Source organism: Bradyrhizobium sp. KZN70725, assembly GCF_055264925.1.
Genome location: NZ_JBUYWT010000060.1, coordinates 1 through 13351, shown reverse-complemented (window position 1 = coordinate 13351; position 13351 = coordinate 1). Strand labels below are relative to the sequence as shown.

Below are 13351 nucleotides of genomic sequence, written 5' to 3'. Positions count from 1 at the left end.
AGACGCGAAGCGACTAAGCGGGGATTTAAGGGACAAGGGAACCAACCTGAGGGTGTTTTACCCGGCGGATCCGGAACCTTCCCTGAGATAGAGCAACTTGGAGGTTTAACATGAAGATGGTTAAGAGCCTTATCCTCGGCTCGGCGGCGGCTCTCGTCGCGGTCGGCGGAGCTCAGGCGGCCGATCTTCCCGTCAAGGCCAAAGCGGTCGAGTACGTGAAGGTTTGCTCCCTGTATGGTCCCGGTTTCTACTACATCCCGGGCACCGACACTTGTATCAAGCTGGGCGGCTACCTGCGCGTCGACGTTCTGGCGAACACCAACTCGGACCACACCGGCAACACCTCGGGTGCTGGTGGTGCGAACAACCGCTTCACCAACGGCTACACCTGGCGTTCGCGTGAAGATCTGAACATCGATACGCGCACCGCGACCGAATACGGCGTGGTCCGCACCTTCTTCGATGCGACGTTCTCCTGGACGACAGACAACTATGCCGGTCTGGGCAACGGCTCGACCGTTTACTCGCCGATCGGTACGTCTGCGGCTCCGAACAATGCCGGCTCTGGTAACGTCGCCGCTGGTACGGTCGGTGTCTACTACGCATTCATTCAGTTCGCCGGCTTCACCATCGGTAAGGCGGTCTCGCAGTTCTCGGCTCCGTGGGCCAACTACCCGGGCAACAGCTACGACGGTCTCGTCGGCGGCGGCGGCACGATCACTGGTGTGAACCAGTTCACCTACACCGCGCAGTTCGGCAACGGCGTGTCGCTGTCTTTGTCGGCTCAGGACCAGACGGCTTACTATCAGGCTGGCGTGGTCAACCTCGGCGCGCCGGTCACCTTCGGCGTTCCCGGCAACACCAACGTGTTCGGTATCAGCGACTACGCCGGCACGATCGCTCCGGATCTCGTCGCGATGCTGCGCGTCGATCAGGCCTGGGGTTTGTTCCAGGCATCGTTCGCCGCGCATAACAACCACGCGGCCTACTACGGCGGCACCGAGTTGACCGGTCATCCGGACGACAAGTGGGGCTGGGCTGGTGCGTTGGCCTTGTCGATCAAGAACATCCCGACCGGACCTGGCGACACCATCAACTTGCAGGGTGTCTACACCAACGGTGCAACCCGCTACAACATCCAGGACCTCGCCGGTTCGGCTGGTGGCAACACCATCTTCGGCGGAACCAACGTTCCGGGCGCCTATCAGAGCATCGGCTTCGGCATCGCGCCGGACTCGATCTTCGTGACCGGCGGTCAGCAGCAGCTGATCACGACCTACGGCTTCCGCGGTGCCTACGTGCACAACTGGAACCCGAACTGGAACACCAGCATCTACGGTGCCTGGGCCCAGGTTAACTACAACAGCACGGCCAAGGGCTACATCTGCGGTCCGGCCGGCAACGGCGTGGGTGGCTCGCTCAGCAACTTCTTCGGTGCTGGTTCGGCTCTGACGTCCTGCAACCCCGACTACAGCATCGCGCAGCTCGGCACGCAGACCCAGTGGACCCCGGTGAAGAACCTGACCTTCTCGGCCGACTTCACCTACACCCGTCTGGACCAGAGCTTCGCCGGTACGGTCGCCTTCCCCGGCAGCCCGACGATCGGCAAGCCCGGCGCAATCTACGAGCTGAAGGACCAGAACACCTACATGTTGCTGCTCCGCGCTCAGCGCAACTGGTAATACCGGTTGATCTGATTGCGATCTAACAGAGCCCCCGGCGCGAAAGCGCCGGGGGTTTTGCTTTGTGATATTGGTTCTGGCACGTCACGCGGCGAGCATGTCGCGCACCATCGGCACCACCTCGCGGCCATAGAGCTCGATGCTCTTCATCAGTTTGTCGTGCGGCAGCGGGCCCGCCGAGTATTTCAGCTGGAAGCGCGCCGCGCCGAGCGCCTTGACGGTCGCCGCGATCTTGCGAGCAACGGTTTCCGGCGCGCCGACATAGAGCGAGCCGTGCTCGGCCTCGGCCACGAACTCGTCGCGGCCCATCGGCGGCCAGCCGCGCTCCTTGCCGATACGGTCGCGCATGACCTTGTAGTCCGGCCACAGCTCCTCGCGTGCCTGCGCGTCCGTCTCGGCGACATAGCCCGGCGAGTGCACGCCGATCGGCTTCGGTTCGCGGCCGAACTGCTGGTAGGCCCGCTGGTGCAGGTCGACATAAGGTGCAAAGCGCTTGGGATCGCCGCCGATGATGGCAAGCATCAGCGGCAGGTCGTAATGCGCCGCGCGCACCACCGATTCGGGACTGCCGCCGACGCCGATCCAGGTCTTCAGCCGGCCGTGCTCGACCGGCGGATAGACCGACTGGTTCTTGAGCGGTGGCCGCAGCTTGCCCTGCCAGGTCACCGGCTCCTGCTTGAGCAGTTCGGTGAACAGATCGAGCTTCTCCTCGAACAGCTCGTTGTATTGCCTGAGGTCGAAGCCGAACAGCGGGAACGACTCGGTGAAGGAGCCCCGGCCGAGGATCACCTCGGCGCGGCCGTTCGAGACCGCGTCGACCGTGGCGAAGCGCTGGAAGACGCGGATCGGATCGTCCGAGCTCAGCACGGTCACCGCCGAGCCGAGGCGGATGTTTTGGGTGCGTGCCGCGATTGCCGCCAGCACGGTCTCGGGCGAGGAGATCGCAAAATCGGCGCGGTGGTGCTCGCCGAGCCCGATGAAATCGATCCCGAGCTGATCGGCCAGCACCGCTTCGTCGACGACGTTGCGGATCACCTGGGCATGGGGCAGCGGCGTGCCGGCGGCGTCGTTGGTGACGTCGCCAAACGTATCAAGCCCGAATTCGACGGAGGTCGTCATGGTCAGTCCGGTTGTCGGCGTGGCGGAGCATCCGCCACGGGCCACCCATCGCACGCAGGCCGAAAGGTCGGGTTGCTGCGGATCGATCCGCAAGCCTGCGCTGTGGAGCCTTGGGTTGGAGATAGATGGGAACTATTGCCGGTTCAGCGGGCCGGCAAGGTCACGCCGCGAAACGCAGCGTTTCCAGGCCCGCTTTCGGAGCAGCCTGCGCCAATCAGCCCGGGACCACCAGGAAGCCGGCGCGCGGGAAATGCACCACAACCTCGCCGACGCGCTCATCCGACCGGCGGATCGCGATGTGTTGCGCCGACAGCGAGATGATCTCGCCACGCACCGGGATCTTGCCGTAGTCATCCGGCATCACGGCAACGACGTCGCCGGGCTTGCGACCGTTCGGGTCGGTGGGGTCGCCGAACACGGGCGACTCCGGCCGCGCCTTCGCCGCGATCTCGAGCGCGTCGGCCGACGACATCTCGGTGCGCGTGCCGTGGCCGATGGCGCGGATGCGCTCCTCCCATGCCACAACGCGCGGAAAGGAATTCATGATCTCGTCCATCGTGGCGAGGCTCTGCCGCGCATACCACACGTTCATGTAGGCGCTGACGTCCGCGAGGCTGAACTCGCCGAACAGCCACGGCCGGCCGTCGCCGAGTTGCGCCTCGATCCAGTCGATATTGGCGCGGAACTGGTCGCGCATCTGCGGCAGCGCCGCGGTCATGGCGGCGACGTCGAACTTGCCGCCGCGCAACTTCTCGCGATCCTCGATGAAATCCCGCGGGACCTTGTCGCCGATGAAGCCGAACACGAGGTTGACCGTGTTCTGGAAGAACGGCCGGTCGGCCCACATGCCGAGCGCCCAGGGCATGCCGGCATTGCCGGCCGGAAACAGCGTCGGCGTCGGGTAGCGCCGCTCCAGCTCGCGGATGACGATCTGGGTGTCACAATAGATGTCGGCGCCGATCTGCATCGTTGGCGTGCGGCGATAGCCGCCGGTCATCGGCATCAGGTCCGGCCGCGGCATGATCCGCGAGATCCGCACCGAGCTCCAGGCGAGCTTCTTGAATCCGAAGATGATGCGGATCTTCTCGGAGAACGGCGATTGATCGAAATGGTGCAGGATCGGCGTGGGCTGCGACATGGCCTTCTCCCGGGACAGGGTGCGATCTCGACGGACCTTGCCGCATAAGCTGACAAGATTCCGGCCGATCGCAACCTATATTCACGGGCGGGAGGGCGGCGCAGCGCGTTCAGAACTGCTCCGCCCACGGCCGCAGGTCGAGCTCCAGCGTCCAGGCGCTGCGATGCTGGTGATGCAGCACCCAATAGGCGTCGGCGATGGCCGCGATGTTGAGCATGCCGTCCGGCCCGCGCTCGTCCTTCAATTGCGGACGCATGTTCAGCAGGCGGTCGCCCTCGATCCCGCCATCGACCACGACATGGCCGACATGGATGCCCTGCGGCCCGAATTCCCGCGCCACGCTCTGCGCCAGCGCGCGCAGCGCGGCCTTGGCGGCGGCGAACGGTGAGTAGTTGGCCTTGCCGCGCAGCGAACCGCTGGCGCCCGTAAAGACCAGCGTGCCGCCGCCGCGCGCAAGCAAAGCGGGGATCGCGGCCTGTGCCAGCTGGAAACCGCCGAGCGCGTGTTCGCGCCAGTGCTCCTCGAAGCGCTGCTCGCTGACCTTCAGAAACGGTGCCGGCCGGTTGGAGCCTGCATTGTGCACAGCCATCGCGAGCGGTGCGAGCCGCTCGGCCGCCGCGACGAAGCGCGCGACGTCGGCCGCCGTGGAGGCGTCGCCGACCACATGCGCGACCGTTGCGCCGCTTGCGGCCAGCTCGGCCGCGGTCGCGGCGAGCTTGTCGGCATTGCGGCCGGCGATCGCGACGGGATAGCCGCCGGCGGCAAAGCGACGCGCAATCGCGGCGCCGAGGCCGTTCGACGCGCCGACGCCGGCAATCAGCACGCTTCCTTGTACGGCGGTCGGCTCGAGGGCGGATCGGTCGTTCATGGCTTGCTCCATCAAGGTGCCCGCGGCGCGGGCGAAATCATTCGTCGGACGCCATCGCGATGATGCTGTCGCGCACGGTGCGCAGGACGGCATCGGACCGCTTCTGGTCGGTGAGGACGCGCGAGATCGCCAGCGCCCCGACCATCGCACTCACCGCGAGGATTGCGTTGCCGTCGTCATCGTCGCCGAACGTCTCGGCGACCTTGGCGATGAAGGATTCGATGTGCGGCTCTATCACCGCGCGGCACTGCGCATCGGCGCGACCGACATCCGAGATCAGCGCGCCGATCGCGCAGCCCGACTTGGGCGAGTCGCGATGGGCGCGGCTGAGATAGCTCCGCACCAGTGTGTTGATATTGCCCGGCTTGTCGGGATCGCGCGCCGCGTGAGCCGACGCTTCGCCTGCATGCAGCGCTTGTTCCAGAGCCGCGGCGATCAGGTCGGAACGCGAGGCGAAGTGCCCATAGAAACCGCCATGGGTCAGCTTCACCTGCTGCATCAGGCCGCCGATGCTGAGCGCGTCGAGGCCCTTGTCGCGGATCTGCGTCGCAGCCTCGTTCAGAATACGCTCACGGCTCCTGGCCTTGTCGGCCTGGGAATGGCCCATCTCGCCTCGCCCCTGTTTGACTCTCTTTCTGGATTATGACCATCATGCATCTGGATGACAACCATCATTCAGAAATTATCCAGTCACAAAGCAGGGAGGAACTGATGTCCGGCAGCGCGAGCGAAGGGCGGGTCCGCCACGAGCGGCACGACCACATCCTCAAGATCATCATCGACAATCCCGCGAAGAAGAATGCCTTCAGTCCGGAGATGATGGCTGAGCTTTCCGACGCGCTGACGCTGCTCGACAATGACGACGGCCTCTGGGTCGGGGTGCTCTGCGCCGCCGGCGGCAGTTTCACCGCGGGTCTCGACATGCCGAAATTCTTCGGTCCGACGGCGACGCGCAAGCCGCTGCCGGAGGGCAACGTCGACCCGTTCGGATTGTCGAAGCGCTGCCGGAAGCCGATCGTCACGGCGGTGCAGGGTATCGTGTTCACCGTCGGCATCGAGATGATGCTGGCCGGCGATATCGTGATCGCCGCGGACGACAGCCGCTTCTGCCAGATGGAAGCCAAGCGCGGCATCGCGCCGCTGGCGGGCGCGCATTTCCGCTATATCAGCCGCGCCGGGTGGGGCGATGCGATGTATCACCTGTTGCTGTGCGACGAGTTCACCGCCGCCGAGGCGCATCGGATCGGTCTCGTGCAGGAAGTCGTGCCGGCGGGCCAGCAGGTCGAGCGCGCGATGGCGCTCGCGGAGATCATCGCGCGCAATGCGCCGCTTGGAATCCAGGTGACCAAGGAGGCGGGCCGCAAGTTCATCGAAGCCGGCGAGCAGGCGGCAATCGCGATCATTCCGCAGATCCGCGAACGTGTGCTCAACACATCAGATGCGGCCGAGGGTATCAAGTCGTTCATTGAGCGCCGCGCCGCGGTGTTTCAGGGACGCTAGTTGCGTTCACGATACGCGCTCGAAGAAGCTGTGACAATGATGTCGCAGCTTCTTGATTTCGATCACGACAATGTAGCAGCGACTCTTGTCGAGATTCATCGAATCAGGGAGATTCGATCCATTCATTAAATTCTGTTTCGTCCTGCTTTCACTCAAGCGTCCGGTATGGATTCCCATGACAAACGCACGAGTAATAGTTGTCGGAAATAACAAGGGCGGCTCGGGCAAGTCGACAATTGCCATGCATATCGCCATCACGCTGATCAAGGCGGGTCAGCGCGTCGCTACCATCGATCTCGATAACAAGCAGAAGTCGCTGACGCACTACGTCGAGAACCGGTGGGACTGGGCGCGGGAAACCTCGCTGGATCTCGGCGTTCCCGCGCATATGTGCTTCGAGACGGTGAGCGGCAGGAGCGGCGAGGTCGAGACGCTCGGGCGCAGCGCGCTTGCCGAGATCGTCGAGCGGCTCGGCCGGTCGCACGATTTCGTCGTCATCGACTGTCCCGGCCATGACACCTATCTGACGACGTTCACGCATTCGCTGGCGAACACGTTGATCACGCCGCTCAACGACAGCTTCCTCGATTTCGACGTGCTCGGCACCGTCGATCCGAACGAGTTCAAGGTGACCGGCATCAGCCACTATTCGAAGATGGTGGAGGAGGCGCGGCGCCAGCGCAGCACACACGATCAGCCGGCATTCGAGTGGGTGGTGCTGCGCAACCGCCTCTCCACGCTTGGGTCACGCAACAAGCGCTTGGTCGGCGAAGCCTTGAGCGAATTGGCCAAGACGCTGAATTTCCGCCTGGTCGATGGCCTGGCCGAACGCGTGATCTTCCGCGAATTCTATCCGCGCGGACTGACGGCGATCGACGACGTCAGCCAGCTCGCACTCGGTAGCCGGCCGACCATGTCGCATGTCACCGCGCGGCTCGAGATGGAGCGGCTGATGACTGCCATCATGCTCGGCCATCTGGTGGCGCGCCCGCCGGAATCCTCCAACGCCAGCCGCGACGCGGCGTAAGGCGACGTCGGGCCGCTACCGGCAATTGGCGTTGCCGGCGTCGGCGACGATCAGGAACGTGATCGTTCTGGGTGCGAAGACGATCGTTCCGGCGACAGCCGCGTCGCTGTTGAGGGCGGGGATACGGTCAGAGGTCCCGAGCAAGAGCGTCGCGCCATTGAGCTGAACGTTGCCGTCGGCAGGCTTTTCGCTCGCGAGCGTGTAACGTTGCGAGGCGGCTGAGAGCGTGAGCTTGTGCCGCATCCGCCGGTCATTGTTGATGACGAGCAGGGCTATTCCATCAGGCATGTCGCGCGCGCAATGCGCATAGACATGGAAGCCGTGACGCTCCGCGATACCGGCATCGAGCACAATGGTGCCCATCAACCGCCGCCACAGCAGCGCAGCCCAATAGTTCGGCCGCGGCAGATGAGTTCGCTCGTCCAGCAGCCCGTAGTCGCTCGCCGCAAGCGTGTTGTGCATCACCACCTGGACGCCGGCCTTGGCCAGCCGTCCGAGTTGATCGAGGTAACGGAACGTGTCGGCGAAGGTTGCGGCCAGGCGATTGCCGCCGCATGCGGTCTCGGCCGTCTCGGTCAGCCAGATCGGCTTGCCCGGCGCAAGCTGGTCGCGCAGCGTCTCGTAGAGGGCGAGGCTCTCGCCGGTTCGCGCCAGCCATTCGTCCGACAATGCATGCCTTGCCCTGCGATCACCTTCGCATCGCGCCGAAAGCGCGCCATAGTGATGATAGGAGACCGCGTCGACGCCGGCTGCCGATACGGCGAAAAGCGCTTGGGCCTCAGCGCCGGTGCCGATCGTGCCGGGGCCGAGGATCGTCACGTCGGGCGCGGTGTCCTTCATGAAGGCGCGGAACGCTGCAAAATCCCGGCCGTAGGCCGCAGCATCGTAGCGGTTAGGGGCGCTGCCGATGGTCGGCAGATCGGGCTCATTCATGAACTCGGCTGCGGCGATACGCCCGCCGGCCGATCGCGTGAAAGCGAGAAGTTGCCGGGCCTGCCCGGGGCTCCATTGCCCCTCGGCGTCACGCGCGCCCGCGCTGATCGCAAAGGACGTGACGATCGGAGCGTCGACGGCACGCGAGAACTCGATCACGTCCCGCCACTGCCGTCGCGTCAGCACGCCGTTGAAGCCGGCCGGCGGTGCAGCCGGTGGCGTTTCGGAATCTGCAAAGAACGTGCTGTTGGCCCAGGTCCCGCTGACGCGCAGATAGGCAGGGGAGAGCTCGGCGGCGAGCTTGCGCAGCCTGCCATCGTGCAGGTCGATCGGAGTGCGAGCTGCGAACCGCTCCGTCTCTGCACGCCGACGCGTGGCGGCGGTTGCATAGGGCTTCCAGAACCGTCCGCCGGTCACCTCGACCATCTCGATGTTGTAGGACTGAAAACGCGGGTCGATGGTCGCGACGCGCGGCAGGGTCGCGACATTCAGGGCGAGCTCTGCCGCGGCCGCTTTCGTATGCGCGAAGGCTGCCATGGCCGAGACGGCGGCGAGGCATCGAAGCGGATAAGCCCAGCGGTCGCGCACAAGTCCTCGCGGCGTTCCGGATTGTGGCGTTCAGGATGCCGCCGTGGCTTGCTTGAATCAATGCGGGAGCGCGCCTTGCGGCTCGTTCGCGATACGATCCCACAGCGCGCGGATCATGTCCTTCATGACCAGCGCATCCTGCCAGCGGTCGGACAGTTCCCTGCCGTCGGGCCCGGTGATGGCATAGGGCGGGGGACCGAGCTCGCACAGGAAGGTCAGGGTCGCGTCGGGACCGGCGCGCTTGCGCCAGGAGCGGATACCGTAGTCCCACCAGCCCATGAACAGCGACACCCAGCCCTGGTGCTGCGGAAAGCCGAGCGAGACCTGCACCTGCTCGCGGCTCGCGATGCGGCCGTGGATGCCCCAGGCATTGTCGAGGATGCGATGGATCATCGCGTGGTTGACGTCATCGACCGGCCAGGCGAATTCGCGGCCGACCAGATAATGCGAGAGATCGGCGGTGAGCCGCAGATCGGGAAAGCAGTCGAGCAGGTCGAGCATGAAGAACAGGTCGGTCGTCATGCGGTCGCGATGGGTCTCGACATGCACGGCGATGCCGGCCTCGGCAGCAAGCCACCGCCAGCCTTCGAGCAGGGGAATGCAATCCGCGAGCCGGCGCGGCCGAACGTCCGGCTGCAGATTGACGTGATCGGCGCCGAGCCGGGCGACCAGCTCGAGCACCGGTTTCAGGTCGCCGACGCTCTTCGGGTAGCATTGCGCCTGCCAGATCATGCCATGCGCGCGAAGGAAGCTCGTCGCCTCGCGCGCAAAGACAGGATCGATGAAGCGCACGCCGGCGCCGTCAAACCCGGCATCGCGGATCATCGCGAGCTGGGTTTGCAGCGGCCATTCGGCCTCATCGGCCAGCCGTCGCTCCATCGCCCAGAGCGACTGCAGGACGCGCAGTTGCTGCGCCACCGATCAGGCCCGCGCCGGGATCGCCGCGGGAAGCTCGGCCTGTTCGCCTTCGTCGGCGGCGATGTTCTCCTGGTAGGTCTCGGGCCCGATCCAGATCGCAACGACGGTGCAGGCGGACAGGAACATCGCGTAGCAGGCGACCGGCCACCAGGTGCCATAGGCCGCCACCAGTGCGGTGGCGACGAACGGCGCCGGACCACCCGACAGCAGCGAGCCGAGCTCGCGGGCGAAGGCAAAGCCCGCGAAGCGGCGTTGCGGCGGGAACAGCTCGGCGAAATACGCCGCCTGCGGCCCGAACATCGCCGCCGTCACCACGGCGCGCGCCAGGATGAAGGCCAGCGCGATCATGATCCACTCCTTGGTGCCGACCATCCAGAAGAACGGGAAGGCGAGCGCCACGCCGGCCAGCGCGCCGAACATGTAGACCGGCCGCCGTCCGATCCGGTCCGACAATGCCGCGAAGCCGAGGATCGCAAACAGTTCGACCGTGAATGCCAGCATCAGCGCGCTGAGCGCCTCGGCTTTCGGCACGCCGAGCGTGGTGATCACGTAGCTCAGCCCAAACACCGGGAAGAAATAGCCGAGCCCGTTCTCGGCCATGCGGGCGCCGAGCACGACGAAGAAGTTGCGCGGGTGTCGGCGCAACGCTTCCATCGCCGGATTGCTCTCGACCTTGCCGCGCGCGACCACCGCCTCGGTGTAGACCGGCGTCTCGGTGATGCGCATGCGGACGAAGATGCCGACCACGATCAGGAGGAAGCTCGCCAGGAAGGGCAGGCGCCAGCCCCAGCTCATCAAATCCTCGCGCGGCAGCATGGTCACCAGCGCGAAGGCGCCGGCCGCAAGCAGGTTGCCGACGGAGACGCCGAGCGGCGCGAAGCCGCCCCAGAAGCCGCGATGCTTCGACGGTGCGTTCTCGACCAGATAGATCACCGCGCCGCCATATTCGGCGCCGGCGCCAAGGCCCTGGATGACGCGCATCGCGACCAGGAGGATCGGCGCCCAGATCCCGATCTGCCCATAAGTCGGCAGGAAGCCGATCGCGGTGGTGCCGATGCCGATCATCAGGAGCGTGGAGACCAGCACCGGCTTGCGGCCATAGCGATCGCCGAGGATGCCGAACAAAAGGCCGCCGAACGGCCGCACCACGAAGCCGACGCCGAAGGTCAGGAACGACAACAGCGTGCCGACCACCGGATCGCTCTTCGGAAAGAACAATTCGCCGAACACCAGCGCGGCGGCGGTGCCGTAGAGGAAGAAGTCGTACCATTCGAGCGCGGAGCCGATGCTTGCGGCCAGGATCACACGCAGGCGCGATGTGCGAGCGCCATCTCTTGCCATCTCGGTCATTCGTTTCCCCGTTATGTCTGTTTTTATGGTCGTCTTGATCGGGCACGATCTCCGCGCAAACGCGTGCTGCGTTGTCGCGGGGGATCGTGCTCGTGAAAGCAACAATGCCCGCGGCCTGGCCGCGGGCATTGTCTCAGGTCTCAAGCGGCGCGCGTGAAGTAGGATTTCTTCGACGCCGACTGTGTCTCGTAGATCGATCCCTGCCGTTTCGCCGGCGGCAGTGGCATCCGCACCGGCACATCGGTGAGCCGCGGTGCGACCACCGGCGGACCAGCCAGCAAGCGGCTGTTGAACTCGTCGAAGTCCTTCACGCCCATCAGCGGCCAGGCGTCGCTGGCGGCCACTTCATAGAGCAGCAGGTTGCGCGGCCGGTTCGATGTGTTGGTCGCCGAGCCGTGCAGCGCGCGCACGTGATGGAACGACATGCTGCCGGCCTTGCCCATGCAGGGTACCGCGCGCTTGATGTCGTCCTGAATCTGGTCGGGATCGATCAGGCCTGCGAAGTGGCCGTCCTCGCCGTGATGATCCCACATCGTGGCGCCGGTGTGCGACCTCGGCGTCACCAGCATCGGACCGTTCTCGATATCGCAATCGTCGAGCAGCACGCCGATCGCGAGGATGTCGTCATTGGTGTGCGGATAGAATGCCCAGTCCTGATGCCACTCAACCGGCGAGCCGTATTGCGCCGACTTCATGTTGAGCTTGGAGCCGTGCAGGCGAAGGCCGGGGCCGATCAGCTTGGTGAGGATCGAGATCACGGCGGGGCTGCGCCCGATCTCGTCGAAGATCGGGTGCACCTTGTGCGGCGCCTTGATGCGGCGGACGCGCGGATTGTCAGGCGAATGGCCCGGCTCGAGGTCGTAGACGTCGGTGTGCTCGCTCACGCTGGCGGCGCCGGCCACGAGCTCCGCGAGTACCGTGCGCACCTTCGCCAGGGTTTCCTGGTTGAGCACCTCGGGGACCACGATCACCCCGTCGCGCTTGTAAGCTTGGGCCTGTTCGTCCGAAATCATGCCGCTTCTCCCTTTCTGTTCCATGTTAGCGCTAACATTAGGTGATGCTAGCGCTAACATCATGGCTTGGCAACCCGGAATCGTGCAGGCTCCGGCCCATGAGCTCCGAACTGACCGCCCCCGGGACCGGCCCGGCCGGTGCCGCGCCCACCCTTTCAGAGGTGGCCAAGCGCGCCGGCGTTTCCTCGATCACGGTGAGCCGGGTGGTGCGGATGCCCGACCTGGTCGCGCCGGAGACCCGGGCGCGGGTCGAGCGGGCGATGCGCGACCTCGGCTATATCCCGAACCTGGTGGCGGGCGCGCTGGCGAGCGCACGGACCAATTCGGTCGGCGTGCTGGTGCCGACCATCGCCAACTCGATCTTCGCCGACACGGTGCAGGGCCTGTCCGACAAGCTCGAGCCGCTCGGCTTCTCCGTGATCCTGGCGCAGTCGCGCTATGACGCGGAGCGCGAGGACCGCATGCTGGCGGCGCTGCTGTCGCGGCGGCCCGAGGCGATCATCATGGTCGGCTCGCCGGCGACCGAGGAGGGCAGCCGCCTGCTGCGCAATGCGCGCATCCCGATCGTCGAGACCTGGGATCTGCCGGCAAACCCGATCGACGCGGTCGCGGGCTTCGACAATTACAAGGCTGGTGTCGCCGTCGCGAAGCATCTGGTCGCGCAGGGCCGCAAGCAGCTCGCCTTCATCGGCGGCGACGATCCACGCGGCACGCGCCGCTGGTTCGGCTTCAGGGACGAGGCACTGGCCGGCGGCCTTGCCGAGCCGCGCCGGTTGATCCTGGACCGCAAGGATTCCGGCAGCGTGGCGGCGCACGCACGGCTGCCTGGTGTCGATGCGGTGTTCGCCGCCAACGATGCGCATGCGATCGGCTTCATGTCCGGGCTGCGCAAGGCCGGGCTGCTGCGCGACGGGCCTGCATCGGCGCAGCCGGTCGCCGTGATCGGGCTTGGCGATCTCGAAATGGGCCAGCTGATCTCGCCGACCCTGAGCACGATCAGCGTGCATGGCGACGCGATCGGCCGTACCGCGGCGACGCTGACGCTGGAGCGCGGCGGCGAGCGCCGCGTCGATCTCGGCTTCGAGCTGGTGCTGCGCGACAGCGGCTAGTGTGCTGAATGCGAAGTTCGTGCGATTTCGCGGCAGCCACTTTCACGAACTTCGCATTCATAAAGCACACTAGAATCATAAGTTTGCTAGTGTCCTTATCGAATCC

General features: G+C 65.5%; 13 protein-coding genes. 4 read left to right on the top strand and 9 right to left on the bottom strand.

Annotated features, from left to right (window positions below; translation table 11 throughout):
- The first annotated feature begins 110 nt into the window (after positions 1–110).
- A complete protein-coding gene (locus ACZBJS_RS35240) occupies positions 111–1682 on the top strand; it encodes a porin (RefSeq protein ID WP_057015232.1) in 1572 nt (523 codons plus the stop codon).
- An 84-nt stretch (positions 1683–1766) separates the two neighbouring features.
- Here the strand turns inward: ACZBJS_RS35240 and ACZBJS_RS35235 are convergent, their stop codons facing one another.
- The 4 genes from ACZBJS_RS35235 to ACZBJS_RS35220 all read right to left on the bottom strand — a co-directional run bounded on the left by ACZBJS_RS35235 (position 1767) and on the right by ACZBJS_RS35220 (position 5414).
- A complete protein-coding gene (locus ACZBJS_RS35235) occupies positions 1767–2801 on the bottom strand; it encodes an LLM class flavin-dependent oxidoreductase (protein WP_253624168.1) in 1035 nt (344 codons plus the stop codon).
- Positions 2802–3015: 214 nt separating this feature from the next.
- Positions 3016–3939 carry a glutathione S-transferase family protein gene (locus ACZBJS_RS35230; protein WP_463439824.1) on the bottom strand — a complete coding sequence of 308 codons (924 nt, stop codon included), beginning with the start codon at positions 3937–3939 and terminating at the stop codon, positions 3016–3018.
- Positions 3940–4048: 109 nt separating this feature from the next.
- Positions 4049–4807 carry an SDR family NAD(P)-dependent oxidoreductase gene (locus ACZBJS_RS35225; protein ID WP_057015277.1) on the bottom strand — a complete coding sequence of 253 codons (759 nt, stop codon included), beginning with the start codon at positions 4805–4807 and terminating at the stop codon, positions 4049–4051.
- A 37-nt stretch (positions 4808–4844) separates the two neighbouring features.
- Complete coding sequence (locus ACZBJS_RS35220) at positions 4845–5414, bottom strand: TetR/AcrR family transcriptional regulator (RefSeq protein WP_463439823.1); 570 nt, start codon at positions 5412–5414, stop codon at positions 4845–4847.
- Positions 5415–5518: 104 nt separating this feature from the next.
- On the opposite strand from ACZBJS_RS35220, the gene ACZBJS_RS35215 reads away from it, so the two are divergent.
- Positions 5519–6307: a crotonase/enoyl-CoA hydratase family protein gene (locus tag ACZBJS_RS35215; protein WP_463439822.1), complete on the top strand. Its 789-nt coding sequence runs from the start codon at positions 5519–5521 to the stop codon at positions 6305–6307.
- A gap of 6 nt (positions 6308–6313) precedes the next feature.
- Here ACZBJS_RS35215 and ACZBJS_RS35210 read toward each other — a convergent pair whose 3' ends face one another.
- Complete coding sequence (locus tag ACZBJS_RS35210; RefSeq protein ID WP_463439821.1) at positions 6314–6550, bottom strand: hypothetical protein; 237 nt, start codon at positions 6548–6550, stop codon at positions 6314–6316.
- Here ACZBJS_RS35210 and ACZBJS_RS35205 point away from each other — a divergent pair.
- Positions 6549–7334 carry a division plane positioning ATPase MipZ gene (locus tag ACZBJS_RS35205; RefSeq protein WP_463439820.1) on the top strand — a complete coding sequence of 262 codons (786 nt, stop codon included), beginning with the start codon at positions 6549–6551 and terminating at the stop codon, positions 7332–7334. The genes ACZBJS_RS35210 and ACZBJS_RS35205 overlap by 2 nt on opposite strands.
- Positions 7335–7349: 15 nt before the next feature.
- Here ACZBJS_RS35205 and ACZBJS_RS35200 read toward each other — a convergent pair whose 3' ends face one another.
- The 4 genes from ACZBJS_RS35200 to ACZBJS_RS35185 all read right to left on the bottom strand — a co-directional run bounded on the left by ACZBJS_RS35200 (position 7350) and on the right by ACZBJS_RS35185 (position 12136).
- Positions 7350–8855 carry a hypothetical protein gene (locus ACZBJS_RS35200; protein WP_463439819.1) on the bottom strand — a complete coding sequence of 502 codons (1506 nt, stop codon included), beginning with the start codon at positions 8853–8855 and terminating at the stop codon, positions 7350–7352.
- 57 nt (positions 8856–8912) lie between these two features.
- On the bottom strand, positions 8913–9773 hold the full coding sequence (locus ACZBJS_RS35195) for a sugar phosphate isomerase/epimerase family protein (RefSeq protein WP_463439818.1): 861 nt from the start codon (positions 9771–9773) through the stop codon (positions 8913–8915).
- A gap of 3 nt (positions 9774–9776) precedes the next feature.
- Positions 9777–11123 carry an MFS transporter gene (locus tag ACZBJS_RS35190; protein WP_316398696.1) on the bottom strand — a complete coding sequence of 449 codons (1347 nt, stop codon included), beginning with the start codon at positions 11121–11123 and terminating at the stop codon, positions 9777–9779.
- 140 nt (positions 11124–11263) lie between these two features.
- On the bottom strand, positions 11264–12136 hold the full coding sequence (locus ACZBJS_RS35185) for a phytanoyl-CoA dioxygenase family protein (protein ID WP_463439817.1): 873 nt from the start codon (positions 12134–12136) through the stop codon (positions 11264–11266).
- 98 nt (positions 12137–12234) lie between these two features.
- Here ACZBJS_RS35185 and ACZBJS_RS35180 point away from each other — a divergent pair, with 98 nt between their 5' ends.
- Positions 12235–13245 (top strand): LacI family DNA-binding transcriptional regulator, encoded by a 1011-nt coding sequence (locus ACZBJS_RS35180; protein ID WP_316398694.1) that lies wholly within the window; start codon positions 12235–12237, stop codon positions 13243–13245.
- Positions 13246–13351: the final 106 nt, after the last annotated feature.